This is a genomic window from Hirschia sp. (assembly GCF_058892565.1).
In genome coordinates this window covers 132,497-158,888 of sequence record NZ_JBZXVU010000003.1, presented here as the reverse complement: position 1 = coordinate 158,888, position 26,392 = coordinate 132,497, and the positions used below count along the sequence as shown (strand labels likewise).

General features: G+C 44.2%; 22 protein-coding genes. 13 read left to right on the top strand and 9 right to left on the bottom strand.

The window, feature by feature from the left end; translation table 11 throughout:
- The first annotated feature begins 188 nt into the window (after nt 1-188).
- Nucleotides 189-881, top strand: coding sequence for a GOLPH3/VPS74 family protein (locus AC5EF3_RS01410; RefSeq protein WP_493546746.1), 693 nt, complete (start codon nt 189-191; stop codon nt 879-881).
- Between the two features lie 40 nt (nt 882-921).
- On the opposite strand, the gene AC5EF3_RS01405 is transcribed toward AC5EF3_RS01410, so the two are convergent.
- The gene (locus AC5EF3_RS01405) at nt 922-1,248 is read right to left on the bottom strand and encodes an excalibur calcium-binding domain-containing protein (protein WP_015827722.1); all 327 of its coding nucleotides are present in this window, start codon (nt 1,246-1,248) and stop codon (nt 922-924) included.
- A gap of 10 nt (nt 1,249-1,258) precedes the next feature.
- Nucleotides 1,259-1,819, bottom strand: coding sequence for an LOG family protein (locus tag AC5EF3_RS01400; protein ID WP_493546745.1), 561 nt, complete (start codon nt 1,817-1,819; stop codon nt 1,259-1,261).
- A gap of 102 nt (nt 1,820-1,921) precedes the next feature.
- Here AC5EF3_RS01400 and AC5EF3_RS01395 point away from each other — a divergent pair, with 102 nt between their 5' ends.
- The gene (locus AC5EF3_RS01395; protein WP_493546744.1) at nt 1,922-3,778 is read left to right on the top strand and encodes an ABCB family ABC transporter ATP-binding protein/permease; all 1,857 of its coding nucleotides are present in this window, start codon (nt 1,922-1,924) and stop codon (nt 3,776-3,778) included.
- A gap of 4 nt (nt 3,779-3,782) precedes the next feature.
- On the opposite strand, the gene AC5EF3_RS01390 is transcribed toward AC5EF3_RS01395, so the two are convergent.
- Nucleotides 3,783-3,998: a DUF2842 domain-containing protein gene (locus tag AC5EF3_RS01390; protein WP_493546743.1), complete on the bottom strand. Its 216-nt coding sequence runs from the start codon at nt 3,996-3,998 to the stop codon at nt 3,783-3,785.
- Between the two features lie 130 nt (nt 3,999-4,128).
- Here AC5EF3_RS01390 and AC5EF3_RS01385 point away from each other — a divergent pair, with 130 nt between their 5' ends.
- Nucleotides 4,129-5,193 carry a COX15/CtaA family protein gene (locus AC5EF3_RS01385; protein WP_493546742.1) on the top strand — a complete coding sequence of 355 codons (1,065 nt, stop codon included), beginning with the start codon at nt 4,129-4,131 and terminating at the stop codon, nt 5,191-5,193.
- On the opposite strand, the gene AC5EF3_RS01380 is transcribed toward AC5EF3_RS01385, so the two are convergent.
- Nucleotides 5,190-6,170 carry a hypothetical protein gene (locus tag AC5EF3_RS01380; protein ID WP_493546741.1) on the bottom strand — a complete coding sequence of 327 codons (981 nt, stop codon included), beginning with the start codon at nt 6,168-6,170 and terminating at the stop codon, nt 5,190-5,192. The two genes, AC5EF3_RS01385 and AC5EF3_RS01380, sit on opposite strands and share 4 nt — an antisense overlap.
- Before the next feature lie 128 nt (nt 6,171-6,298).
- Between AC5EF3_RS01380 and rplM the strand changes: the two genes are divergently transcribed.
- The 9 genes from rplM to AC5EF3_RS01335 all read left to right on the top strand — a co-directional run bounded on the left by rplM (nt 6,299) and on the right by AC5EF3_RS01335 (nt 20,402).
- On the top strand, nt 6,299-6,766 hold the full coding sequence (rplM, locus tag AC5EF3_RS01375; protein ID WP_015827716.1) for a 50S ribosomal protein L13: 468 nt from the start codon (nt 6,299-6,301) through the stop codon (nt 6,764-6,766).
- A gap of 2 nt (nt 6,767-6,768) precedes the next feature.
- Nucleotides 6,769-7,260, top strand: a complete 492-nt coding sequence (rpsI, locus tag AC5EF3_RS01370; protein WP_015827715.1) for a 30S ribosomal protein S9 — start codon at nt 6,769-6,771, stop codon at nt 7,258-7,260.
- Nucleotides 7,261-7,361: 101 nt separating this feature from the next.
- Nucleotides 7,362-8,303, top strand: coding sequence for an N-acetyl-gamma-glutamyl-phosphate reductase (argC, locus tag AC5EF3_RS01365; RefSeq protein ID WP_493546740.1), 942 nt, complete (start codon nt 7,362-7,364; stop codon nt 8,301-8,303).
- Between the two features lie 226 nt (nt 8,304-8,529).
- The gene (locus tag AC5EF3_RS01360) at nt 8,530-10,995 is read left to right on the top strand and encodes a glycogen/starch/alpha-glucan phosphorylase (RefSeq protein ID WP_493546739.1); all 2,466 of its coding nucleotides are present in this window, start codon (nt 8,530-8,532) and stop codon (nt 10,993-10,995) included.
- The gene (gene glgB / locus AC5EF3_RS01355) at nt 10,995-13,172 is read left to right on the top strand and encodes a 1,4-alpha-glucan branching protein GlgB (protein ID WP_493546738.1); all 2,178 of its coding nucleotides are present in this window, start codon (nt 10,995-10,997) and stop codon (nt 13,170-13,172) included. Before AC5EF3_RS01360 ends, glgB begins: the two co-directional genes overlap by 1 nt.
- A gap of 86 nt (nt 13,173-13,258) precedes the next feature.
- Entirely contained in the window at nt 13,259-14,761 is a 1,503-nt protein-coding gene (gene glgA, locus AC5EF3_RS01350) for a glycogen synthase GlgA (RefSeq protein ID WP_493546758.1), read from the top strand.
- A 17-nt stretch (nt 14,762-14,778) separates the two neighbouring features.
- On the top strand, nt 14,779-16,698 hold the full coding sequence (gene glgX, locus AC5EF3_RS01345; RefSeq protein WP_493546737.1) for a glycogen debranching protein GlgX: 1,920 nt from the start codon (nt 14,779-14,781) through the stop codon (nt 16,696-16,698).
- 96 nt (nt 16,699-16,794) lie between these two features.
- Nucleotides 16,795-18,453, top strand: a complete 1,659-nt coding sequence (locus AC5EF3_RS01340) for an alpha-glucosidase family protein (protein WP_493546736.1) — start codon at nt 16,795-16,797, stop codon at nt 18,451-18,453.
- A 197-nt stretch (nt 18,454-18,650) separates the two neighbouring features.
- Complete coding sequence (locus tag AC5EF3_RS01335) at nt 18,651-20,402, top strand: sugar phosphorylase (protein ID WP_493546735.1); 1,752 nt, start codon at nt 18,651-18,653, stop codon at nt 20,400-20,402.
- Between the two features lie 47 nt (nt 20,403-20,449).
- Here AC5EF3_RS01335 and AC5EF3_RS01330 read toward each other — a convergent pair whose 3' ends face one another.
- From AC5EF3_RS01330 to AC5EF3_RS01310, 5 genes are all read right to left on the bottom strand, one after another.
- Nucleotides 20,450-21,673, bottom strand: coding sequence for a glycosyltransferase family protein (locus AC5EF3_RS01330; RefSeq protein ID WP_015827707.1), 1,224 nt, complete (start codon nt 21,671-21,673; stop codon nt 20,450-20,452).
- Nucleotides 21,666-22,511, bottom strand: a complete 846-nt coding sequence (locus AC5EF3_RS01325) for an HAD-IIB family hydrolase (RefSeq protein WP_493546734.1) — start codon at nt 22,509-22,511, stop codon at nt 21,666-21,668. The genes AC5EF3_RS01330 and AC5EF3_RS01325 overlap by 8 nt, the downstream gene beginning before the upstream one ends.
- A 1-nt stretch (nt 22,512) precedes the next feature.
- Nucleotides 22,513-23,313, bottom strand: a complete 801-nt coding sequence (locus tag AC5EF3_RS01320; protein ID WP_493546733.1) for a hypothetical protein — start codon at nt 23,311-23,313, stop codon at nt 22,513-22,515.
- Nucleotides 23,314-23,438: 125 nt separating this feature from the next.
- Nucleotides 23,439-24,014, bottom strand: coding sequence for a hypothetical protein (locus AC5EF3_RS01315; RefSeq protein WP_493546732.1), 576 nt, complete (start codon nt 24,012-24,014; stop codon nt 23,439-23,441).
- Between the two features lie 88 nt (nt 24,015-24,102).
- Nucleotides 24,103-25,914, bottom strand: a complete 1,812-nt coding sequence (locus AC5EF3_RS01310; RefSeq protein WP_493546731.1) for a PHA/PHB synthase family protein — start codon at nt 25,912-25,914, stop codon at nt 24,103-24,105.
- A gap of 82 nt (nt 25,915-25,996) precedes the next feature.
- Between AC5EF3_RS01310 and AC5EF3_RS01305 the strand changes: the two genes are divergently transcribed.
- The gene (locus AC5EF3_RS01305) at nt 25,997-26,356 is read left to right on the top strand and encodes a hypothetical protein (protein ID WP_493546730.1); all 360 of its coding nucleotides are present in this window, start codon (nt 25,997-25,999) and stop codon (nt 26,354-26,356) included.
- Nucleotides 26,357-26,392 lie beyond the last annotated feature (36 nt).

Below are 26,392 nucleotides of genomic sequence, written 5' to 3'. Positions count from 1 at the left end.
ATAATCTGCGGCTTTTTGTGTCTCTGGTGTTGATATAATGTGGAATGGCTGTCGCGTTTATATCAAGGTTCTATAGTCACAATGACGCGTTTGTAGCGCGTGAGTGCTGGACTTCCTTTGTCTGCCTTCTTTTTAGCAAATTTGAGGTGTTTCTTATATGAATAAAAATTCATTTAGGAGTGCAGCACATGAATTCTTCTCTGACATTATCTCAAGCACTCATGTTGCTGGCATTGCAGGATGAAAAAGGGACTTTGTATTCTGGATATTTTCCGCAGGCTTTGGCGGGGGTAGGTCTGACTGAATTATTATTGTCGGGTGTATTAGTAAGTGATAGTGGCAAGACACCAAAATACACATGTAAACCTGATGCAATTGTTCAGGGTCAGTTCCTGTCGACGATTGCTAATTACATGCAAACAGATGGCAAAGCGCGTCCTATAAAATCGTGGGCGGAGCGAATATCTCAAAAATCTAAATTCATAAAAATATTAGCGCAGGAATTGTGTGAAATTGGCGCAGTGAGTGAAGAGAAATCAAAACTGTTTGGATTGATCCCACAAACCAAATGGCCAACTGTGAATGGCAGAATAGAGGCGGGACTGATTGAAGAAATTAAAGCGGCTTTAAATCCTAATCTCCCTATCTCTCAAATTGATGATAAAATCGGATTGCTCATCATTCTTTCTGAAGCGGCAGGTTTTTTGAAGCACAATTTAGAGAAGGACTTATACAAGTCTTCAAAGGCGCGGCTGAAAGAGATGAAGAAAGCCGAGTTTATGAATTCGGAAGCTTTTGTGAAAGTCATCAAGGAGACAGAAGCAGCGATTATTTCTGTGATAGTCGCTGCTGCAGTTATTCCGGCAGTAACGGCTGGGTAGTGGTGAGAGTTGTCAGTAAATAGCAAGCGTCAGTTTATGGCTATTCGCAAGCGATACCATCATTATCTCGATCTAAGGCGGGACGATAACCCGGGTCAGAACGTTTCATACGGTAATACCCAGACGCGCGAGCTTCTTTGCAGCTTCTGAAGAATGGGGCGGCAGAATTGGAATTTAGGTTTGGAGCAGATGAACGATTTGGAGATAGCGGAGGGTTTCCTTTTCCTCCATTATGGCAATGGTAATTTCCAGTTTTCCGGTCTGTGTGACAGCCGTTTTTATCTTTGCCACCAGAATGCGCATAGGCGGGATTGTTATAAAGCACTCGTATAATTAGAAAAATTAATACGAATGCTGACTTACTCATAATTCAATTTCTAACCCACATCCACATACCGCTTTTTTAGCTCGTCTAATGTATGGTCTGCGTCATCGGATGTGAATGCGAGATCGAGCATGGATGGCGGTGCGAATTTTGCGTCGACCATTTTTTCCATACACTCAAAAAACGGTGTCCAATATTCATTTTTGGAAAGGAAACCCATTGGTTTGGCGTGTAGGGAAAGTTTGGCCCAAGAAAGCGTTTCAACAGCTTCTTCAAGCGTGCCAATACCGCCGGGTAGTACGACAAATGCTTCAGATTCATCCAATAGAAGTTTTTTGCGCTCGTGCATGGTTTCAACAACAATGTGCGGCACGTCTTCATAATTGCCTTCAATGCGTTGCAGGAATTGCGGGATAACGCCTAGAACTTCGCCGCCTGCTTTATGCGCGGCTTCAGCTGCAGCGAACATTAATCCGACAGTTCCACCGCCATAAACAAGTCTCCAGCCGCGCTTGGCAATTGCTCTACCTAATTCTTGTGCAAGCTTGGTGTAGGATGGATCAGCATCGTTAGATGACCCACAATAAACGCATACAGACTTGATTCCGGACATATACCATCTCCATTTATACTCTGAATCATATATATGGGTTTGAAACCAAAAGGGAGAGTGCAGGTTGTAGAAATTCAACTATTTGCACTCGGAAAGAAAGTTATGAGCCCACGCGGACACGGAAAAATGGCAGCAAGTGCCGACAATGATGGTATTGAAAGTTCCGATGCAGGGCTGATCTCGTCTATCGGTCGCATATTGATTGTGTTGGCACGGCCTGAATTGTCTAAATGGCGCCCATTGATGATTGTTGCGTTTGCCCTGACGGTGATTGCAAAGCTGTTTGCGGTGTCAGCACCATTGTTTTTTGGAGATGCAATTAACGCACTTTCTGATGGTGATTCGGTATTTTATTCGGTGCTAATGGGGATGGCGTTGTGGGTTGGTGCGCGTTTTCTGTCGACGGGCTTTCCATATCTTCGCGATGTGTTGTTTGCGCCGATCAGTCAGGATGCGATGCGCGTTGTGGCTGTTGAAGCATTTGGACATGCGCAGAAATTATCTCTGCGTTTTCATTTGACGCGCCGCACAGGCGCACTCAATCGGATGATCGAGCGGGGGGCAGGTGCCATTGATTTTTTGATCCGGTTTTTGGCATTCAATATCGGCCCGACCATTATTGAATTGGTGTTGGCGTCGGTTGTGTTGGGCGTGAAATTTGGTATCGGCATGTCGCTCATAGCTGTGGTGACTGTAGTGGTGTATGTGATTTTTACGCTCTCAATCACCGAATGGCGTGTAAGGCAGCGCCGTGTTCTGAATGAAGAAGATACAGAACTTCGCGGGCGTGCTGTTGATAGCCTCACAAATTTTGAGACCGTTAAAGCTTTTGCCGCTGAAGAGCGCGAAACTGAACGGCATAATCAATCCTTTTTGAGCTATAATAAATCATTCGTCGCGACGGCGCGTTCCTTGGCGCTGCTCAATGCTGGCCAAGAATTCATCATGAATTTAGGGCTGTTTGGTGTGGCTGGGCTGGGCGTATGGGCCGCTATTAATGGTGGTTTGAAACCCGGCGATGTTGCGGCGGTGACGTTAATTTTGATGAATTTATATAGACCACTGAACATTCTTGGTTGGGCGTGGAGGGAGATCAAACAAGGTAGTGTTGATTTAGAAAAATTGTTTGGCTTGATGGATATGGTGCCCGAAGTTGCGGATGCACCAGATGCCAAAGAGCTAAAAGTGGAGGGTGGCCGTGTTGAATTTAAAAACGCGGCTTTCTCACATGATGGTCGTTCTGCAGGGCTAGAGGATGTGAGTTTTGTGGCTGAGGCCGGCAAGAAGCTTGCGATTGTGGGGCCGTCTGGTTCGGGGAAATCGACATTGCTCAAGCTGGCATTTCGATTTTTTGATGTTGAAAAAGGGCAGGTGCTTTTTGACGGACAGGATTTACGGTCTGTGACGCAAAAATCTCTTCGAGAAGCGTTAGGGCTGGTGCCTCAAGAGGTGGTTCTTTTTAATACCACGATCAAAGAGAACCTCATTTACGGCGCGCCTGATGCTAGCCAAGAAGAAATTGAAGCGGCAGCGGATCAGGCGCAATTGCTTGATTTCATAAATGGTTTGCCGGATAAATGGGAAACACGCGTTGGGGAACGCGGCCTTAAATTGTCTGGTGGAGAAAAACAACGCTTAGGAATTGCGCGGGCAATTTTGAAAAACCCGCCAGTGCTTGTTTTGGATGAAGCGACTTCAGCGCTTGATTCGACGACTGAGGCAGAAGTGCAGCATGCGCTGGAATTAGCGTCAAAGGGGCGCACAACTTTGGTGGTTGCGCACCGACTTTCAACAATTGCAGATGCAGATGAGATTATTGTATTGAAAGACGGACATGTTGCTGAGCATGGCAAGCATGATGATTTGCTCGCTTTTCATGGCATTTATGCTCAAATGTGGGAGCGGCAATCGAAAGGCGGTGAAGCAGAAGGCAGTATTGCGGCGTTTAAAAGAGTTTAGTCCGTTATTCGCCAATCTCGTTCTTTGGTAGCACTTCGTCCTTGGCATGCATCCATTGCAATAGAGGCTTGAGGGGAAGTGCCCAGCCAATACCAGCGATACAGTAAAATAGGATAGACAGGATTTTTTTGCCTTGAAGCATTTCACCAAGGTGTACTGCGACGACGATATAGACGGCTAAAAATGCTAAAAGGGCGATTGATCCAAATACCTTGCGCAATGCGTATCTCCAAATATAGCTGCGGCAAATCATAGCTGCATGAAGCTATTTGTTTGCAGTGAGCACAAAAATTGCTTGTATGCAAAATAGTTCACTACTTAAATATTGTCACAGGCATATCTAAACACACATGCGTACTCAAGTTTCTTCTGAAGATGTCGGTTTAAAAGGTATTCGCCCTCAAAAGGGAGCCAATGCTGTTCGCATTTGGCTTCTTATAATTGCTGCTATGGTTTATGCGATGATTTTGGTGGGAGGGGCAACGCGCCTGACGGATAGCGGGCTTTCAATTACGGAATGGAAACCAGTGACGGGCGCTTTGCCGCCAATGAATAGCGAGCATTGGGCATCTGAATTTGAAAAATATAAAACTCAGACGGATGAGTACAAACTCCAGAATGTTGGCATGGAGTTATCTGAGTTTAAATATATATACTGGTGGGAGTGGAGCCATAGATTGCTTGGGCGGCTTGTCGGTGTGGTTTTCTTGTTGCCGTTTCTGGCTTTTTGGGCATTGGGCTACACGACACCAAAACTGCGCCGCCGGTTGTGGGCATTGTTTGCTTTAGGTGGTTTGCAAGGTTTTATCGGCTGGTGGATGGTCTCTTCAGGTGTGGGTGAAACCTCGCGTGTGGATGTCGCGCCCTATCGTTTGATGACGCACTTTTCACTTGCTCTACTTATTATAGGCGGTTGTGTGTGGACGTGGTTTTCCATGCGGGAGCGTCCGCGCTTCATTGATGATAACAGATCTCAAAAATGGGCTATTATTCTGCTTGTTGCAGCTAGTTTGCAGATGATGCTGGGCGCACTTGTAGCAGGACTGGATGCAGGGCGCACATATACCGACTGGCCAATGATGGATGGATCTGTTGTGCCAGCAGGATATTGGGGCAGTGAATTAGGGTTACGCAATTTCTTTGAAAATGTGGCAACAGTGCAGTTTAACCACAGAGTCATGGCGTATATTCTGTTGGGACTAAGTGTGTATGCTGCCTTTAAATTTCCACGTGCTGCGGGTGGTTGGTTTAAACGTACGGCGCACGCTGTAGCGGGGCAGTCCGTGCTCGGTGTCGTGACACTTCTATTTGGAGCACCCATTGGGCTTGGCTTATTTCACCAAGCCCTTGGTACGATAGTGTTGCTTTCGACAGTTATACTTGTCTGGCAGTGCTCGGGGCAAAGAGAACGTTAGTTTTCTTCGCTCACCGCTTTTAGTGCATCTTGAAGCGCTTTAATTTCTGGTGAAATTGTATTTGTGGCATCTTCTTCTTGGGGTGTGTCTGCATCGTCTGAAAAATCATCCAATAATGTCTCCATGCTAATGTATGACAGCTTGGAGGTGCCGTCATTGTGCTCACCTGCTACGACCAAGAGCCCTTGTGGATAGTCTATAGAAATAAAGTCTGGATAGGTTGCAATGCTTGATAGCGCTTGGGGCGCGTCAACGGACATTCCTTCTTTGAGAGAGTAGGTTTGTCTAGAGCCATTTTGGATGTCTGTTACTAATAAAGTGGACTGAGATTGTTTTGATATAGCAAGAGCCTTGCGCTCCAAAGATTGCGCAGAGGTGGATAGCGTCTGAGTTGGACCGCAAATTATATCGGTTTCTGAGCTGTTAGGTGTTTGAGCAGCCGCCAATACAGGCGTGTCTGTTGATAAATCTATCGCCGCTTTAAAAATTGCATCATCACTTTCATAGTTGATCTGCATTTCGTCCATTGGTTGGTCGGACTTTGCTTCGCATAAAGTATCGATCGTGGGCGATGTATTTAAAGCAGAAAATCCAACTATTTTGTTTTCTGGAGAAACGAGTGCCAAGGATAAAAGGTCATCTTGAGATTTTGCGATGTGTGCGATTAGGTCCGTGCCGGAAACAGAGATTGGTTTGCTAGAGGAAATTTCGGCAAATAGATCGGGTTTTGATCTTGCGACTGGGATTCCATCCATATCAAAAGTCTGGGCAGAGCCGTCTTCTAGAATTGCCGTAGTATAAAAGGCACCTGATTCTGATTTTCCAATAGCAATGTCTATAATTGGCGCGGCCGCAGGCTTAGATTCCCAGATTATTGGAAGTGTTGGAAGGGTGTTTTGAGGCGTTTCAGTTTCAATATTGGGTTGAACAGGCGCGATTTCTTCGCTATTTTCGGCTGGTGAACAGCTAAATGTCAAAAATGTTGCAAGGAATCCTAATGAGATTGCTAGCTTTGTGTTGACAAAGGTTACACTGGACTGTAGCCACACTCGCTCGTTCATTTGAACAATCAACTTTCTATTATATGAGGCCCCGTGAGGGAGCGATGAAAACTTATTCTGCAAAACCTTCCGAGGTCGAACACAAATGGGTCGTGATTGACGCTGAAGGCGTTGTTGTAGGACGTCTAGCGTCTTACGTTGCAAAGCGCCTGCGTGGCAAGCACCGTGCTGACTTTACACCGCACATCGACACTGGCGACCATATTGTAATTATCAACGCTGATAAAGCTGTCTTCACTGGTAACAAACGCCGTGACAAGACTTACTATTGGCACACTGGCCACCCTGGTGGGATCAAATCTCGCCGCGCTGAAGAAATTCTTGATGGACGTTTCCCAGAACGCGTTCTTAAGAAGGCCGTCGAGCGTATGATGCCAAGAGAAAGTTCTTTGGCTCGTACACAATTTTCTAAGTTGCGTGTTTACGCTGGCACAGAGCACCCACATGATGCTCAACAGCCAGAAGTTGTCGACTTCGCAGCTATGAACAGCAAAAACGTGAAAGCTGCTTAAATATGTCCGACGCTGTAGAAAGCCTAGAAGACCTAAAAAACTTGAACTCTGAAGCTGGCGCTGTTGCTGCTGCTCCGTTGATTCCTGTTGAGCCAACTATCGATGCACAAGGTCGTGCATACGGTACTGGACGTCGTAAATCTGCTGTTGCTCGTGTTTGGATTAAACCGGGTACTGGTAAGATTACAGTGAATGGTAAAGACCAGACAGAGTATTTTGCTCGTCCGGTTTTGCGTTTGATCCTTGAGCAACCTTTGATCGCCGCTGAGCGTCGTACAGAGTTTGACGTTGTATGTACTGTTAAAGGTTCTGGCCTTTCTGGACAAGCTGGTGCGGTTCGTCACGGTATCTCTCGCGCATTGGTGGCTTATGAGCCAACTCTTCGTGCTGCGTTGAAACCACACGGCTTCATGACACGTGACTCACGTGAGGTTGAGCGTAAGAAATACGGTCGTGCTAAAGCGCGTCGTTCTTTCCAGTTCTCCAAACGTTAAGTTTCGAAACAATATATTCTGGAAAGGGCGCTTGGCTTATGTCACAGCGCCCTTTTCTTTGTTTAAATTTCTTTGCAAGCTGAATTTAAGAGGTATTTGTCATGGCCCCGACAGTTTTTATTGATGGTGAAGCTGGAACGACAGGTCTTCAGATCGCAGATAGACTACGTGACCGGTCTGATCTGGAGCTTATTTCAATTGCGCAAGAAAAACGCAAAGACGCATCTGAGCGTGCGCGTCTTATTAATAGCGCGAATGTCGTTATATTGTGTTTGCCGGATGATGCAGCGATTGAAGCTGTGTCTTTGGTAAACAATCCCGATACGGTTATTATTGATGCTTCAACGGCGCACCGTGTCGCTAATGGATGGGTTTATGGTTTTGCTGAAATGGCTAAAGGCCAGCGAGAGGCAATTGCTAAATCTAAACGTATTTCAAACCCGGGATGCTATCCAACAGGTTTTATCGGATTGGTGCGTCCGCTAGTTGAGGCGGGAATTATTCCCGCAAGTCATCCCCTTACTGTGAACGCTGTTTCTGGTTATACAGGCGGTGGTAAAGGGATGATTTCTATGTTCGAAGATGAAGCATCTGAACACTATACCACAGAAGCATTTCGCGCGTATGCGCTCGGGCAAGAGCATAAACACCCGCCTGAAATGCAAGTACATGCAGGTTTGGAATATCTACCAATGTTTGCACCTGCTGTAGGGCGTTACGCTCAAGGTATGTTGGTTGAATTGCCGCTGATCACGCGCGCATTGCCCAACAAGCCGACACGCGCGGCTATTCAATCAGTACTAGAAGAAGCTTATATTGGTGAGCAATTTGTTGAGGTGAAATCACTGGATGATTGTGATGCGCTAGGTAGTGTTGAGCCTGAAGCTTTGAATGGCACAAATAAGATGGAATTGTTCACTTTTGGAAGTGATGAACAAGTTCGCTTGGTTGCGCGCTTGGATAATCTTGGCAAAGGTGCTTCAGGGGCGGCAGTCCAGAATATGAATATTGCGCTTGGATTGCCAGAAAATTCAGGACTTTAATCGTCAGCCAGTCTCTCTCATACACCAAATGGTGTGTAGTGATTGTTCAAGCAATTGAGATGGAAATGCTCAATGTTTGTCTGTTGAGCGGGCAGTTTACAAAAAAAATGCTATCTAATAGCGAAAAAGTGAATATCACTCGGTCTTGTTAACTAATCCGGTAGAGTTCATGGCGCAAAAGGCGCATACTATTTGAACGATGACCAATTAGACCCTGGGGAATTTCATGAAACTGAAGTCAGAGGGACTGCCACGTCCCGAGCCTCGCAAATTTGACTCTTCGATACTTGCTACAGAAATTGTTGAACGTCTGACTTACCGTGTTGGTAAGGATGCTGCCAATGCACACAAGCATGACTGGTTGCATGCGGTCATTCTCGTTATTCGTGACCGTATTATTGATGCATGGATTCGAACGAAACAAGAGTTTCATGAAGATAAAGGTAAGCGGGTATATTATCTCAGCCTTGAATTTCTTATTGGTCGTTTGATGCGTGACGCCGTTTCCAACATGGAAATGCTCGAGCAGATGCAAGAAGCACTTGGAAACCTTGGTGTTGATCTAAATGTTGTCGCTGAATTAGAGCCTGATGCAGCGCTAGGAAATGGTGGTCTTGGTCGTCTGGCTGCTTGTTTCATGGAAAGCATGGCAACCATTGGTGTACCAGCCTATGGGTATGGAATTCGCTATATCAACGGTATGTTCCGTCAGGAAATTTCGGATGGCTGGCAAGTTGAGCTTCCTGAAACATGGCTCGCACACGGAAACCCATGGGAATTTGAACGTCGAGAATGTTCTTACGAAGTTGGCTTCGCCGGAGTGGTTGAAGCAGCTGAGAAAACGCTAGGTACACCGGGTAAAATGACATGGAACCCGCAAGAGCGTGTTATTGCGACGCCATATGATACGCCAATTGTTGGTTGGCGCGGCAATCAGGTGAATACACTTCGCTTGTGGAGTGCACAGCCTATTGATCCGATTTTGCTCGATCAATTTAATGCCGGAGAGCATCAGGGAGCCCTGCGCGACAGCAATAGGGCGAGTTCTTTGACACGTGTTTTATACCCTGCAGATTCATCCGTTGCTGGGCAGTCTTTGCGTTTGCGTCAGGAATACTTCTTCACCTCAGCATCTTTGCAAGACATTGTGCGCCGTCATATTCAGGATTTTGGAGACATTCGTACTCTGCATGAGCGTGCGTCAATTCAGCTAAATGATACTCATCCAGCTGTTGGAGTCGCGGAGTTGGTGCGTCTTCTCGTTGATGTGCATGATATTGAGTTTGAAGAAGCTTGGGATATCGCGCGAGAAACATTCTCTTACACAAACCACACATTGCTGCCTGAAGCTTTGGAAAGCTGGTCTGTGCCATTGTTTGAACGTTTATTGCCGCGTCACATGCAGCTTGTATATGCTATCAATGCCCACATTCTTAAAGTTGCGCGTAAAACCAAAGGGTTTGACGATGCGGCTGTATCTGCCATTTCACTTATTGATGAAGCTGGCGAACGCCGCGTTAGAATGGGGAATCTGGCTTTTGTTGGCTCTCATAAGGTCAATGGGGTCTCGGCGCTACATACGGAATTGATGAAACAAACCGTATTTAAAGATCTACATAAACTCTATCCAGATCGCATCAACAACAAAACAAATGGTGTGACTTTCCGGCGCTGGTTGATGCAGTGTAACCCTGAGCTTACCAATTTGATTGAAGAGGCGATCGGACCTGCATTTAAAGATGATGCGGAACGTCTTATCGACTTGAATAAGTTTGCGGATGATACAGCGTTTCAAGAAAAGTTTATGGCTGTGAAGTTGGAGAAAAAAATTCAACTTTCTAATCACCTTGCTTCATATTGTGGTGCGAAAATTGATCCTGCGTCGATGTTTGATATTCAGATCAAACGGATCCATGAATATAAACGTCAATTGCTCAACATTATTCACGCCGTTGCATTATACGATCAAATTCGTACCCACCCTGAAAAGGACTGGGCACCGCGGGTGAAAATCTTTGGTGGTAAGGCGGCGTCTAGCTACCACAACGCCAAGCTGATCATCAAACTTGCTAATGACGTTGCGCGGGTTATCAATCAAGATCCAGCAGTTCAGGGACTGTTGAAAGTTGTATTCGTGCCAAACTATAATGTTTCGCAAGCAGAGAGATTATTTCCTGCTGCAGACCTTTCTGAGCAAATTTCGACAGCGGGTATGGAAGCTTCAGGTACTGGAAACATGAAATTCCAAGTCAATGGCGCTATCACTATCGGTACGCTAGATGGTGCGAATGTTGAGATTAAAGAAAATGTCGGTGACGACAATATAGTTATATTCGGAATGACTGCGGATGAAGTTGCGGCCAAACGTGAAGGTAATTATGACCCCAAAGAAATCATCGCTAATTCACCAGAGCTGAAGCAGGCGCTTACGGCAATCCAGACTGGTACATTCTCACCAGATGATACTTTCAGATATTCTGGACTTATTGATGGAATTGTCGAGCACGATTGGTTTATGGTTGCAGCGGACTTTGATAGTTATTCGTTGGCGCAGCGACGTGTTGACGAAATCTGGAAAGATAAGAAACTCTGGGCTAAAATGGCGATTAAAAATACCGCTAATGCTGGTTGGTTTTCGTCGGATAGAACAATAAGGCAATATGCTGAAGAAATCTGGAAAGTAGGTCTCTAATGACACTAGGATCAGACCGCATTCATGCACTGATCTCTGCGCAGGAAAATGATCCCTTTTCTGTTTTGGGGGTTCATCCTGATAATAATGGCAATAAAACGAAGCGGTTTATTGCGCGTGCGCTATTTCCCGATGCTATTCATGTGGAAGCATACACTTTGGCAGGAAAAAGCGTTGGTGAGTTGACTAGAATTGATGATGCAGGCCTCTTTGAAGGTTCAGTTGCATTGAAGAAACGTCAACCCATTCGGTATGTGGCGAAATATGAAAATGGCGGCACATATGAAATAGCTGATGCTTATAGTTTTGGTCCTGTTCTTGGCCCGATGGATGATTATTATCTTTCAGAGGGCTCGCATTTGCGATTGTTTGATAAACTCGGCGCACATGTGATTGAACACGAAGGAGCTAAAGGTGTTCATTTTGCTGTGTGGGCCCCAAATGCTCAACGCGTATCTGTCGTTGGGGATTTTAATAAATGGGACAATCGCCGCAATCAAATGCGCAAACGTGTGGATACGGGTATATGGGAAATCTTCTTACCCGACATTGGTGATGGTGCAGCGTATAAATATGAGATTGTTGGACCAGACGGAAATACGCTTCCGCTGAAAGCCGACCCATTTGCCTATAAATCTGAATTAAGGCCCAATACTGCTTCTATTGTTAAAGGTCCGTCAGAACGCAAATGGAATGATGATGAGCATCGTAAATATTGGGCAGATGCGGATGCGCGTAGATTGCCGATATCCATCTATGAAGTGCATCCAGGTTCATGGCGCAAAAATGGCTATGGCGGCTTTTTAAGCTGGGATGAAATGGCGGAGCAACTAATTCCATATGTTTTAGATATGGGATTTACGCACATCGAATTTTTGCCAATCAGTGAATTTCCATACGATCCAAGTTGGGGATATCAAACGACTGGCTTATATGCACCCACAGCACGCTTTGGAGACCCTGACGGGTTTGCGCGTTTTGTGGAAGGCGCACACAAAGCTGGTTTAAGTGTCTTGATTGATTGGGTGCCAGCGCATTTTCCAACGGATGCTCATGGTCTCTCTCGGTTTGATGGGACGGCACTTTATGAGCATGAAGATCCACGCAAAGGATTTCACCCTGATTGGAATACTGCGATATTTAATTTTGGTCGCAAAGAGGTTGTGTCCTATCTGGTCAACAATGCTTTGTTTTGGGCTGAACATTTTCATGTTGATGGTCTTCGCGTTGATGCAGTGGCGTCGATGTTATATTTGGATTATTCGCGGGAACAGGGTGAGTGGATACCAAATGAATTTGGTGGTCGTGAAAACCTAGAGGCTGTCGATTTTCTAAAATTGATGAATAAGGAAGTTTACGGCCGTCATCCAGGTATTTTGACAATGGCTGAAGAATCTACCTCTTGGCCTAAAGTTTCTCATCCAGTGCATGAAGGCGGGCTTGGTTTTGGGTTCAAATGGAATATGGGGTTCATGAATGACACGTTGCGTTATCTCGCACGTGATCCAGTTCATCGTCAGCATCACCACAATGAAATTACATTTGGATTGATGTATGCTTTTACTGAAAATTTTGTATTGCCTTTAAGCCATGACGAAGTTGTGCACGGCAAAGGATCCTTGCTGAATAAAATGGCGGGGGATGATTGGCAAAAATTTGCTACTCTTCGCGCTTATTATGCCTTTATGTGGGGGTATCCGGGCAAGAAACTTTTATTCATGGGGCAAGAGTTTGCTCAACGAGATGAATGGAGTGAAAAACGCTCTCTTGATTGGCATTTGCTAGAATATGGGGCGCACCAAGGTGTACAAAGCTTAGTACGTGATCTGAACAATATCTATAAGTCTGAGCCTGCGCTGCATGCACGTGATTGTGAAGGAGAAGGTTTTGATTGGGTACTTGTGGATGCCGCCGCTGATTCCGTGTTTGCGTGGCAAAGAAAAGCACCTGATGCGCCAACTATCCTAATAATTAGTCATTTTACACCCATGGTACGCAATAGTTACAAAATTAAATTGCCTCATGCAGGTATTTGGAAAGAAATTTTGAATACAGATGCGCATACTTATGGAGGATCAGGGGTGGGGAATTTGGGTAAAATACAAACTGATCAAAATGGAATTGCCGATTTGAATATTCCGCCGCTAGGAACGCTGATCTTAAAACTGGAGTCGTAATGATTGTGGCCGCACCAGCTTTGAAGACAAAAGAAAGTTTCGATTTTTTAGAGTCGCAGATTAATACGCAGAAATCTGATAGTGGGATGAGTGGTCCCATTCGTGTGTTATCTGTGACTTCGGAACTGTATCCTTTGATCAAAACCGGCGGTTTGGCTGATGTCACTGGTGCGCTGCCGTTAGCACTAAAAGATCAGGGCGTGGAAGTGCGTTCAATCCTCCCCGGATACCGTTCGGTGATGAGTAAATTGGAAAATCCACGTGTAGTGAAAACCTACAACAACTTATTTGGAAGCAAAGCTGCTATTTTGGCAGATGAAGTTGCTGGCCATAAAATTTATGTATTGGATTGTCCTGATTTTTTTGATCGACCAGGTGGCCCCTATCTTGATGAAAATGGTGCGGACTGGGAAGATAATTGGCAACGGTTTGGGGCATTATCTAAAGCTGCTGCGGACGTTGCACTTGGAAAGTTGAAAGAGTGGGAGCCGCAAGTCATTCATGCGCATGACTGGCAGTCTGCATTGTCGCTTGCATATGTGCGATACGCCAACTTTGGTAATATTCCTCGGATCATGACGATTCATAACCTTGCTTTTCAAGGCAGGTATGATGCTAAAATATTCAAAAAGCTTGGTCTCCCAAAAAAAGCTTGGGCTATGAATGGCGTCGAATATTATGGCGGCATTGGCTATATGAAAGCAGGGCTAAGTTCGGCTGATGTAATTACGACTGTTAGTCCGACTTATGCGCGTGAAATTCGGCGCCCTGAAAATGGCATGGGTCTGGATGGACTAATTAATCATCGTGAGAATGATCTATATGGTATTTTGAATGGGATCGACGATGATGTCTGGAACCCGCCTGAAGACCCTTATATCACGAAACAATATTCGGCACGTAATTATCAGATGAGGCGTCAGAACAGGTTTGATCTGGAGACAGAGTTTGGCCTGTTTCATGATGAAGACCCTCTGTTTGTTATTTGCTCCCGCATGACATGGCAAAAGGGCGTAGATATGCTCCTAGAGCTGTTGGATGAGCTGGTTCCGATGGGGGCAAAATTTGCGGTGCTCGGTCAGGGAGATAATGCAATTGAACGTGGTTTTCTTGCTGCATCGCAACGTCACCCAGGCAGGATTGGAGTCAAAGTTGGCTATGAAGAGCCAATTGCCCATCGTATGCAGGCTGGTGGTGATGCAATCTTAATTCCATCGCGTTTTGAGCCGTGTGGGCTGACGCAATTGTATGGGCTTCGTTATGGGTGTGTTCCAGTGGTTACGCGTGTTGGCGGGCTTGCAGACACGATTATTGACGCCAATGAAGCATCGGTATCTCTTGGGTGTGCGACTGGTGTGCAATTTTACCCGCCCGACCCATTTCATTTGAAACAAGCTGTCGTTCGGACGATAAAGTTGTACAATGACAAAACTGCTTGGAAATCTATGCAGCGCGCTGGTATGAGGTCGGACTTTTCTTGGGGACGAAGTGCAGCGCGCTATGTAGATCTATATCGTCAAGTTATTGCAAATTACGATGCCAAGAAAACGTTTCGGCCACTTTCTCGAGCAATTCGAGCTGCTCTATAGAGATTTAGAGAAAATCAATGATCAACCCTGATCTAAAATTACACCTTGGATCGCGTTTACTTCCCGATGGGGTGCATTTCTGCGTATGGTCTCCTGAAGCATCAAGTATGCATGTTTGTTTATTTGATGGTGATCATGAAACTGATCGCATTCTGATGACAAAGGATGAAGAGGGGTATTGGTCAGCATTCGTCGAAAATGCTGACGAAGGATGTTTATACGGCTATCGAGCTGATGGTGTCTGGGACCCAGAAAATGGTTTGTGGTTTGATCCAAACAAATTGCTTTTGGATCCCTATGCAACCCAAATCAATCAAGCTTTCGTATATCATGCGGATCTGGCGGCGCATCGTGATGCAGAAATTGATACTGCTGCATTGATGCCCAAAGCGGTTGTTTGCGTGCCTCCGCTTGAAGTTGAAAACGCTCATAAAAAGTTTCCTGATGGCGGTTTGATTTATGAGCTTCAGGTCAATAGTTTTTCAAAACTAAACCCCAAAATACCAAAGACTAAAAAAGGCACTCTTGCTGCCCTTACGCATCCATCAGTGATTAAGCATTTAAAACGGATTGGTGTCGATGCTGTGGAGCTTATGCCAATCAATGCATGGATAGATGAACGTCATCTTGCACCTTTGAACCTGCACAATGGATGGGGGTATAATCCTGTTAGCTATTTTGCGCTTGATCCCAAATTAGCGCCGGGTGGGTTAGAGGAATTAAAAGCTGCGGTGAAAGCGTTGCATGACGCAGATATTAGTGTGTTTCTAGATGTTGTTTTCAATCATAATGGAGAAAGCGACGTCTACGGACCAACACTGAGTTTTAGAGGCTTAGATGCCAAATCATATTTTAGAACACATGATGGTCAGCCTGGACATTTGATAAATGATACTGGATGCGGCAATTCCATTGATTGTAGCCATCCTGTTGTACGCCGTTTGATACTTGATTCCATGCGGTACTTCGTGAAATTCGCAGGTATAGACGGGTATCGGTTTGATTTAGGGCCAGCACTGGGCCGTGAAGATGCGAATGGGGGCCATTTCAACGCCAAAGCCAGTCTCATTCAGGAGATGTTGGCAGATGATGTGCTCAATGATTGCGTTCTAATTGCTGAGCCTTGGGATATCGGACCTGGTGGTTATCAGCTTGGTAATTTTCCGTCACGTTTCCTCGAATGGAATGATGCTTATCGTGACGATGTAAGACGTTTTTGGCGAGGTGACGCCGATGCACTTGGGAAATTTGCAACGCGGCTTTGTGGATCGTCTGATGTTTATCAAAATCTGGATGAGGATAAACCTTCAAAGACGCGTTCTGTGAATTTTGTCGCCGCTCATGATGGATTTACACTCGCTGACTTGGTGGCATTTGAAGACAAGCATAATTATGCAAATGGAGAGAATAATCGCGACGGCCACAATGATAATATTTCATGGAATAATGGCGTAGAAGGCGATACTGCCGACCAGTCTGTTTTGAATAAAAGGCGTGTTGATTTAAAAGCGATATTATCGACACTTTTCCTTTCCAAAGGTTGTATTATGCTGACAGCCGGTGACGAATTCGGACGCAGTCAATCAGGTAATAATAATGCTTACGCTCAGGATAATGAGATTACTTGGTTAGACTGGTCAAAGCGGGACAAGAAGCTTGAGCGTCATGTTTCAGAATTGTCTGAAGTTCGAAAAAAACTAGGTCTACATGATGATGTTCACTTTTGGGCGGAGCAAGATGTTGTCTGGCGGCGCTTTGATGGTGAAGAAATGACTGTTCTTGACTGGGAAAAGCCTGATATGGGGGCGTTTGTTATGGAATTGACCTCTAAAAATGCATTAATACTTTTCAACAGGACTGATCGTCATCAGACATTTATTCGTTGTGGAAGTACCCAAACCATAAGTCCGCGGACTGTGAATGTCGTTTTTTATTAAACGGCCCTTATTTTAACATGCTGCATAGATGATATTATCAATACTAAATTCAATTTGAAACCAATTAGACTTCAATTACCGATAGAAATGTAAGTTATGAATATTGTGACCCCTTCAGAAATTGAACTTGGACAAAAGAGCTCAGACAAAGCTCCTTGGTGGAAAGGGGCTGTTATTTATCACATTTATCCGCGCAGCTTCTACGACTCCAACGGTGATGGTATTGGAGATTTGAGAGGGTGTATTGAAAAACTGGACCACATTGCATCATTGGGTGTCGATGCCATCTGGTTATCACCGTTTTTTAAGTCTCCACAGGCTGACTATGGGTACGATATTTCTGACTATAAAGAGATTGATCCCACATTTGGAACCTTAGATGATTTTGATGACTTGGTTGAACAGGCTCATAGTCGTGGGCTGAAGATTATTATTGACCAAGTTTATGCTCATACTTCGGATCAACATGCTTGGTTTGAAGAGAGCCGCCAAAGCAGAAAGAATGCAAAATCTGACTGGTATGTATGGGCTGATCCAAAAATTGATGGAATGCCGCCCAATAATTGGCAATCTGTTTTTGGTGGACCAGCATGGGAATGGGATGCACGCCGCCAACAGTATTTCATGCACAATTTTCTAAAAGAACAACCGCAATTGAATGTGCATAATTTGGATGTGCAGAATGCCATTTTGGAAATTATGCGTTTCTGGATAGATCGCGGTGTTGATGGTTTTCGTATGGATGCCATAAACTTTGCTATGCATAACCGTGCGATGACAGATAACCCTCCTTCAAATTTGGAAAGGTCTCGTGTTACGCGTCCTTTTGATATGCAAAAGCGTATCCACAATCAGTCACAACCAGAAATCCCGCTTTTTATGGAACGTATTCGTAAAGAGCTTGATAAGCACGGCGAGATTTTTACTGTTGCCGAAATTGGAGGAGATGAAGCTTTATCGGAAATGCGCGATTACACGTATGGTGATAAGCGTTTGAACTCTGCATATAGTTTTGATTTTCTTGATGGGCCTCCCGTTTCTGCGGACAAGGTTCGAGGAACTCTTGGAAATTGGATAGGTGAAGACGGCGAAGGTTGGCCGTCTTGGGCGTTTGAAAATCATGATGCACCACGTGCGGTTAGTCGGTGGGCAAAGCCAGAAAACCGTTGGTTCGCAGCGCGTAATTATATGATGTTGCTGCTTTCACTGCGTGGGAACGCGTTTATCTATCAAGGTGAGGAATTGGGATTACCTCAGGGTGAGGTTGCTTTTGAACATCTGAAAGATCCAGAAGCTATTGCGAATTGGCCGAGGACGTTGGGGAGAGATGGTGCGCGGGTGCCGATGCCGTGGAATAAAAATGCAGATCATGCGGGCTTCACAACAGGGACACCTTGGATACCAGTCGATCCAAAACAAGCTGAATTAGCTGTTGATACTCAAACTGATGATATTCCCTGTATGTTGCGCTTCACCAAATATGCGATGGGTGTAAGAAAGAGAACTTTGGCGCTTCGACTCGGTTCGATGACATTTATGGATACGCATAATTCCTCTGTATTGGCGTTTATGCGACGACATGACGAAGAGCACATTATGTGTGTCTACAATTTCAGCGATAAACATTCAAAATGGAATCACCATCTTGGAAAGGGTTGGAAGGTCATGTTTAGTCATGACGGTATGAGTGATGGCTGGGAAGTGCCTCATGATTTACCAGCTTACTCTGCGTATTGGGCAAAACTTACTAAATAACCCGATAAATAAGAAAGGCAGGTGATATTGATTGTCTGCCTTCTTTATGTACGTAATTTCAATATAAACTCAAACCATCGTTCAATCTTCTGGCAGTCGTCTATTAAATTATTGACTGTTATTGCCATCTATTGATGTCAGTAGGACGAGGGCGCAATTTTTCAATTAAGACGCGCGTGCATAAGGCGGAGCATTCTATGCTGGATATTTCTGTAGCATTTAAGACTAAGCTGACTGAATTAGTGAGCTTCATTTATCCTGAGCATGACTGCGATTCCCTTATCGAGCAGATTATCGAAGCGTATTGGGAAGACAGTGATTTAATACGCACTGATCAACGTCAGCCAAGCAATATCGGACTGTGGTCCGAAGATGATGCTGTGATCATTACCTATGGAAATTCGATAAAAGACGGGAAGCATAAGCCGTTAGATTTATTACAGGATTTTTTAAGGCGCTATTTAGGGGACACTATAACTGGCGTACACATTTTACCTTTTTTCCCATTTACATCAGATGATGGTTTTGCGGTAACTGACTATCGTTCAGTCAATAGTGAGCTTGGAGAGTGGGAAGATATAAAACGTATTGGAAAGCGTTTTAAACTGATGTCAGACTTAGTGTTGAACCACGTATCTAGCCAAAGCAAGTGGTTTAACGACTATCGGCAAGGTCATGAGCCTTATGACAAATTTTTCTTTGAGGCGCGTCCTGATGATGATTTGAGTGAGGTTGTTCGTCCGCGTACCAATGAATTGTTGCGGGAAGTGCAAACTCCTTCAGGTAGTAAGCACGTTTGGTGCACATTTAGCCACGATCAAGTTGATGTTGATTTTACCAATCCTGAAGTTCTGCTGGAATTTTTGCGGATAATGCGCCTGCATGTCGATAATGGTGTTAGAATAATCAGGCTGGATGCTGTTGCATTTATCTGGAAAGAAATTGGCACGAATTGCATTCATCTTCCTCAAACACATGCAATCGTTCAGCTCATGCGTTTGTTGTTGGATTTTGCCAAAGAAGACGTGATCCTTCTGACAGAAACGAATGTGCCAAACACAGAAAACCTATCCTATTTTGGAAATAGGAATGAAGCGCATGCAGTTTACAATTTTTCTCTACCGCCATTGATTTTGCAGGCTTTGCTGAGTGGGTCTTCACGTCATTTAAACCAATGGCAAATGGCGATGCCACCTGCGCAAATGGGGTGTGCTTATCTAAATTTCTCAGCATCTCATGATGGTATAGGAATGAGACCGGCTGAAGGCTTGCTCGATGAAGAAGAAATCAATGATGTTATTGAAACAGTAAAATCATTTGGTGGCTTGGTTTCCATGCGCTCGACGCCAGATGGCGGTCAGAAACCCTATGAGTTGAACGTCACATTTTTCGATGCATTGAAGGGGACGCTCAAAGGTGAGGATGATCTTCAGCTTCAACGTTTCTTGTGCAGTCAGTCTATTGTTATGGCACTGGAAGGAATTCCAGCTTTCTACATCCATTCATTGATTGGAACGCACAATCACATGGCCGGTGTTGAAAAGACGGGTATAAATCGCGCAATTAATAGACGGCGCTGGAATTATCCTGATTTGCGAGCTTATCTTGACGATGAAAATAGCTCTCATGCACGTGTATTATCAGAAATGACAGCCCGTATTCAGATCCGCCGTAAACAAGAGGCATTTCATCCAAACGCTACTCAATTTACCATGCAGCTTGGGGATGATATTTTTGGTTTCTGGCGTCAAAGCTATGACCGTTCGCAATCAATTTTCGCATTGCATAATGTAACAGATAGAGAGCTGACCATTCCAGCTGTATCGATCAATCTGATTGGTGGACATGACTGGTTTGATTTACTATCTGGAGAAAAAGTGAACGAGCACACATCTGAAATCACTTTTGCGCCATATCAGTGTCGGTGGATAACCAATCGTTCAAAATAGGAAAAAGCCCCGCATATTTTAGCGGGGCTGACTCTGCGTGGCTTAGCTTAGGGTTGGTAGTCTTCATTATCTTGCATAATTGATTCTGACATCACACGCATGAGGTCTTGGTCTGCTGCGTGCACCCTGCTCCAATTGGGAATGAAAGGTGTTTCCATTGGGTTTTCAAGGAATATTTCACCAGCTTCCATGATGTTAGAAGCAAATAACTCAACTGATTTTTCAGCAGCGTGACGGTCTACGTGAAGACCATTCATAATCGCATCATTGTAATAATTCTCGATCAGGTCCAGAGCGAGACGGTAGTAGGTTGCTTTCAGGCTGCGGAATGTTTCCATAGTGAAAACTGTGCCATCGGCGGCTAGCTTGCGATACAGAGCTTTGCATATATCAATCGACATTCGAGAAAGGCCGGTTGACGCATCTTCTTCAGACAGCGGTTGATGCTTGTGATCATAAGCATCAGATATTTCCACCTGACAAGTGGTTTTGGGAGCTAGATTTCGCCAAGCCTCAGACAAAACACCAATCTCCAGTCCCCAATCGGACGGGATACGCATGTCGGAAAGAATTGACGTGCGCATGGCAAACTCACCAGCGAGAGGATATCTAAACGCAGATAAGTAGTCCAGATAATCACGTTCCCCAATAACTTTTGAGAGAGCGATAAGTATGGGAGTTACGAGAAGGCGGCTGACGCGCCCGTTGAACTTACCATCGGCAATTCTTGGGTAAAAACCTTTTGAAAGCAGGTAAGGGAAGCTAGGGTTTGCAACTGGGTATAGCAGCTTAACCAGCATCTCCTTAGTGTATGTGACGATATCACAATCATGAAGGGCAACAATGTCGCTATCTCCACGTGATAGAGTGTGTCCAATACAAAACCAGACATTACGTCCTTTTCCTGGTTCAATTGGTGAAAGTCCCATTTCAGCTAATCGTAAATCAACGTCCTTTAAACGAGGACCGTCATTCCACAAAACGACATGCTCTTGAGGTAATCGCGAGAAGAATTCTTTTGCATGGCGATATTCGGCTTCATTTGCCCGATCAAGACCAATTACGATCCTGTTGATAAATTTTGCAGAACTCAACTCATCAATGATTTTGCCGAGTGCTTCACCTTGTAATTCTGAATACAGAGATGGCAGAATAAGTGTGATTTTACGCGTTTCAGCAAACTGTTCTAATTCGCGTTCCATTGTCTCAGGATTCACGCGGCGTAGATCATGGAGCGTTGCGACGTGTCCGTTTTGATGAAAATCAGCCAATGTCTTTCTCGCTTTCGGTCTTTGGGGTGTTTTTTATTTGGGGGTTAGAGCCTGAATGTTTGGAGATGAAGTCAAGCACGGCATCATTCCAACCAGCTGGCCCAGTTTTAGTCGTACGTATAATTTTGCCATTAGATTCTTCAGGTAGCTCGGGAATGCCAACTGAATGCTCATTGGAGATAATAACACCATAGTCTGTAGCTTGCAGCATTTCGACGTCGTTTGGAGCATCTCCTAAAGACAGAGAAATAATCTGTTTGTCAGGTTTTGTGTATCGAAGGCAGATTTCTTCTATGCGCTGGCCTTTTGTTGCACCAAAGGACAAAGTCATGAAGCGGCCACCATGGCGGTAACTTACACCGTTTTGAGATAAATATTCGGAGAATGCTTCTTTCATTTCGTCTGTCCCAGTCCATAGGCCAGGTTCAGAAAATTGGCGTTTAGCAGCGTTGACGGCACTCCCACGGGGCAGGCCTGTAATTTCCACTAGTTCTTCAATGGACCAGTCATTAAAGCCTTTATAGAATTGGCGAAGTTTTTCTGGGGCATTGGCTATGATTTGTGTAAGCCGTGTATAATCGGATGCATCTTGCGTTTCAAAACTGGTTTGCCCTGGGGCAAGTAGACCGGCACCATTTTCAACAATGGCAGGACAATCACTGAAACCAATTTCTTCACGTAGTGAATTTATCTCAACGGATGTTTTTGAACTGGCAAGAATTAGAGGTATTTGAAGCTCTTTAAGTGCAATCAAAGCAGGCTTAGCTGAAACATAGCTATAGTTTGAATGATCGAGTAAAGTACCGTCCAAATCAGTAAAAACGATAAGGTTGGGCATTCTACCTTTCCTCGAATTTGATGACGGTTCTGTTTTTGTCTACAAACAATTGAGCACCTGACATTTTTTTTCCGTCTAGCATACGGCGAGTGATCCTTTCATAATAAAGGATAAAGCTTCTAACCCAGTCGCGTATTTCCTCCGGAAGCTCTCCTTTAGGAAGTCCTCGCGTGGTTTCTTCTTGTTCTATTCGCCAATTTAAAACAGTTTCGAAACTTGGGGCGTTCAAATGAAAAAAATGTGGTGAACGATTCCATAATTTTGCGTACGGGCCACTTAATTGGTCTTCTTGGTATTTGCGCCAATTTAATGCTGATTCGGTGTTTTCAATTTCATTCATAGGAGATTCAGTGACGCTGTCTGGTTCAGCCTTTGCACCAACTAGCCAGCCTTCAACAATTATGGCTTTGGCTTTTCCATTGAAAATATGGTCATTCTTCTCTGATTTGCGATCATCTGTAATTTTGTCAAATGATGGAATTTTCGTGATAGATGCAGAATTTGTTGACTGTAATTCGTCAATTTTCTTGTTCAATAATACAAGATCATGCGTACCCGGAGGGCCGCGAGTCTCAAAAAGGGGGGATGTGTCCTTTGCTAAGGCTTGGCGTTCAGCTTTTGTGAGATAGAAGTCGTCAATTCCCAGAATGGCTATTTGGTTATCAAAAGCATTTGCGATTGCATTCATCGCTGTTGATTTACCAATTCCTTGTGCGCCGGATACAAATATGAGCGGAGCGTCATCCGAGGATAAAATTACTTTGCTAGCCCAGTCTTTGAAGTATTGATCAATGCTGGACATTATTGGCTCCTATTCCCTTGAATGTTTTTTGATTACATTAGGGTGTTTTACAAAAAAAAATACAAGTAGATTTGGTGAACATCACTTTTAATGCCTAATTATAGAGCTAGAACTTCCCTTGATTTTTAATCCTTGTTTGGTTTTTGAGCTTGAAAAATAAATCCACCACAAATTCCAAAAATAAGTGCCAAAGATAAAAATACTGGCCAGATTTTCTGAAAAACAAACGGCGTAGAAGGGGTTTGGCGTCCGATAAGTAATTTGTATGGTTTTGTTGTCTCATCAATATTAATCGAAGAAACTCGCGCATACGATGGACCAATTGTAATACCTGTCTCAGATCCATTAAATTGATGCCAACCATTGTAAGGTTGGGCGTGTTCAGGCCAAGCCTTTAAATTACCAGTGATTCGGTTGCGTTCGGAATCGGCTAAAAAATACAATTTTTCAGCAGGGTAGCGTTGCATTTGCACTTGCGAATCTATCCATTCGATAAGGTCTTGTAAGTCAGCGTCAGTTTTTTCTAATGCAGCATTCAAAAGCATTGCATCCGTTTCAATCTCCTGTTTAGCAGAGATTTGACTACTTTGCAGGGCAACAAAATGGGCAGATGCATAACTGAGCAGGAATGCAAAACAGATAAGAAAACTTGTCGTTAAATGAGGCTTTAGGTGCTCAAGTGTGAACCTAATCTTAGACATAGCTTTCCCGTCCTCTATGTGGCGAAGTGCTTGTACGCCTGCAATGAGGATTCTCAAAGCGTTCAATGCATGAGGCGGGATTTCAGCATTAACTTTTTCGCCATTGGTGAATATCCGCTAATTTGGTTTTGACATATTCGCCGGGTGCTGGAGGTGCACCTGGAATAGTTTGGGGAGGAGCTGTTTTCTCGCCTGAGTGTTGGGATAACCATTCGGCCAAAGCGGGCCACCAGCTGCGTTTTTGGTACTTTGCTGATGCCTTCCATTCCGCACCCGTTTTTAAAGTAGGCGTTCCGCCGCTCCAGTGGCCATATTTATTATTGATAGGAGGGTTCACGACGCCTGCGATATGCCCTGATTCTGCGAGGATGAATTTTGTCGGTCCTCCAAATAAGTGCCTGCCTTTGTAGACTGATTCATAAGGCGCAATGTGATCGCCTGCGGCAGCGTGAATAAAGACTGGGCATGTAACATCTGAAAGTGAAACTTTCTCGTCAAAAATCGTGAATTCACCTTTAGGGAGTTGATTCTCTAGATAAAAATTTTGCAAGTAAGTAAGGTGAAGAGGACCGGGAATATTGGTTTGGTCACCATTCCAAAATAATAAATCGAATGGCTTTACGTCATTTCCCAGAAGATAGTTGTTTTCAACGCACTGCCAGATAAGCCTTTGAGGCCGTAATGTGTTGAACCCATCCGACATAAGTTCACCGGGCATAAGGCCTTTATTTTTGACTATTGCGGCGGCAGTGTCGGAAAATGTTTTTTCGCTAACCACGACATTCATCATGCCAGCTTGAGAAAAGTCAGTTTGAGCTGACATAAATGTTAAGCTGTTGATACGCTGGTCTTTTTTCTTAAATAGATATGCAGATAGCGTTGAAAGCATTGTGCCACCAATGCAATATCCGGCGATATTAATGGCAGTTTTGTGCGCTTCATAAACATATTCGATTGCAGCTAATCCGCCTAGTCCTGCATAATCGTCCCAATTGAGGTCGCGGGTGACGTTATCGCCATTGCGCCAAGAAATGACATACACCGTAAATCCTTGGTCGCGTAACCATGCAATAAGTGAATTTTTTGCTTGTAAATCAAGAACATAATATTTGTTGATCCAAGGTGGAAAAATCAAAAGGGGCCGTTCATAAACCTTACCTTGAGATGCATCGAAACGAATGAGTTCGATCAGTTCGTTTTTAAAGACTATCTGGCCTTTGGTGGTGGCGACATGCTTGCCAATTTCAAATGCATTCATATCACTTTGGCTGATGTTTAAGTGTTTGTAATCACTGTCATAATCTTGAATTAAATTCTCAAGCCCTTTTTCGAGTGAACGGCCTTTTGTTTCAACAAATTTTTGAATAGCGACCGGGTTTGTGAAAAAATTATTTGCCGGTGAAAGAGATGTCATCAATTGATGCAAATAGTATTGAATTTCTTGTCTTTCGGAATCGGATAGATTTTCAGCCTGAGTAATGAGATCTCTCAACCATTCTGTACAGACAAGATAGGACTGACTGAGAAAGTCAAACAAGGGATATTTTTGCCAAAGATGATCTGAAAACCTAGAGTTTTCAATACGTTGTGTTTCAGAATGATTGTTTTCCTGAAGGGCATTTGTGTCTTGGTCTAGAGTGATTTTTGCTGCATTTGCAAGGCGTTGTGCTAAATCTTGTTGGGCTTGAATGAGTTTCTTAGAATTTGTGCCAAAACTGCGCTGTAATGTGTCCAGAGCCATAAACATGTGCACAGTTTGTGTGGATGTAGTGTCGTCATAATGTATAATTTCAGCTAAGAGTCTGTGAAACTCTGTCGAAAGACTGACTAAGCGTTCTTTTAAATCTTCATTTTCATCAGATTGATGAAATTCTGGATTTTGAGGTTTATCATATTCCATCGTCACGCTAATCAGACTTTCGGTAAGTGTTTCTTTTCACTCATTCAGCTTCGCAGGAATGACTCGAGGGTTTGTTAAACATATGTTGAAATTTTGTCGAATTGCGATCGCATTGGCAATCCCTGTTTTTGTCGCGGGGTGTGCTTCCGGTTTAAAAGAGCGTCTGGAAGCAGCTGAGGAAAATGCACCAACTTGGTATGAGCAACAAAAACAAGAAACCATAGACCGAGGATATCCTGAGTTTTCCAGTATTCCAACTGAATCTCAGCGCGGGCCTATTCCACAGCATATACTTGATGGTGAAGCGCAACTTGACGCTGAATTAGAAGCCCTAGAATCTGACCCAAAAGCGAAGACTGCTTTGGAAGATGGATTAGAAGATCCTAGCGTTTGGGCACAACGAATGCGGGACGAAGTTGAAAAAGGTATCTTAGAAAACTAATTTCGCGCAAAAAAAAGATATTTTACGTGCAAAGCG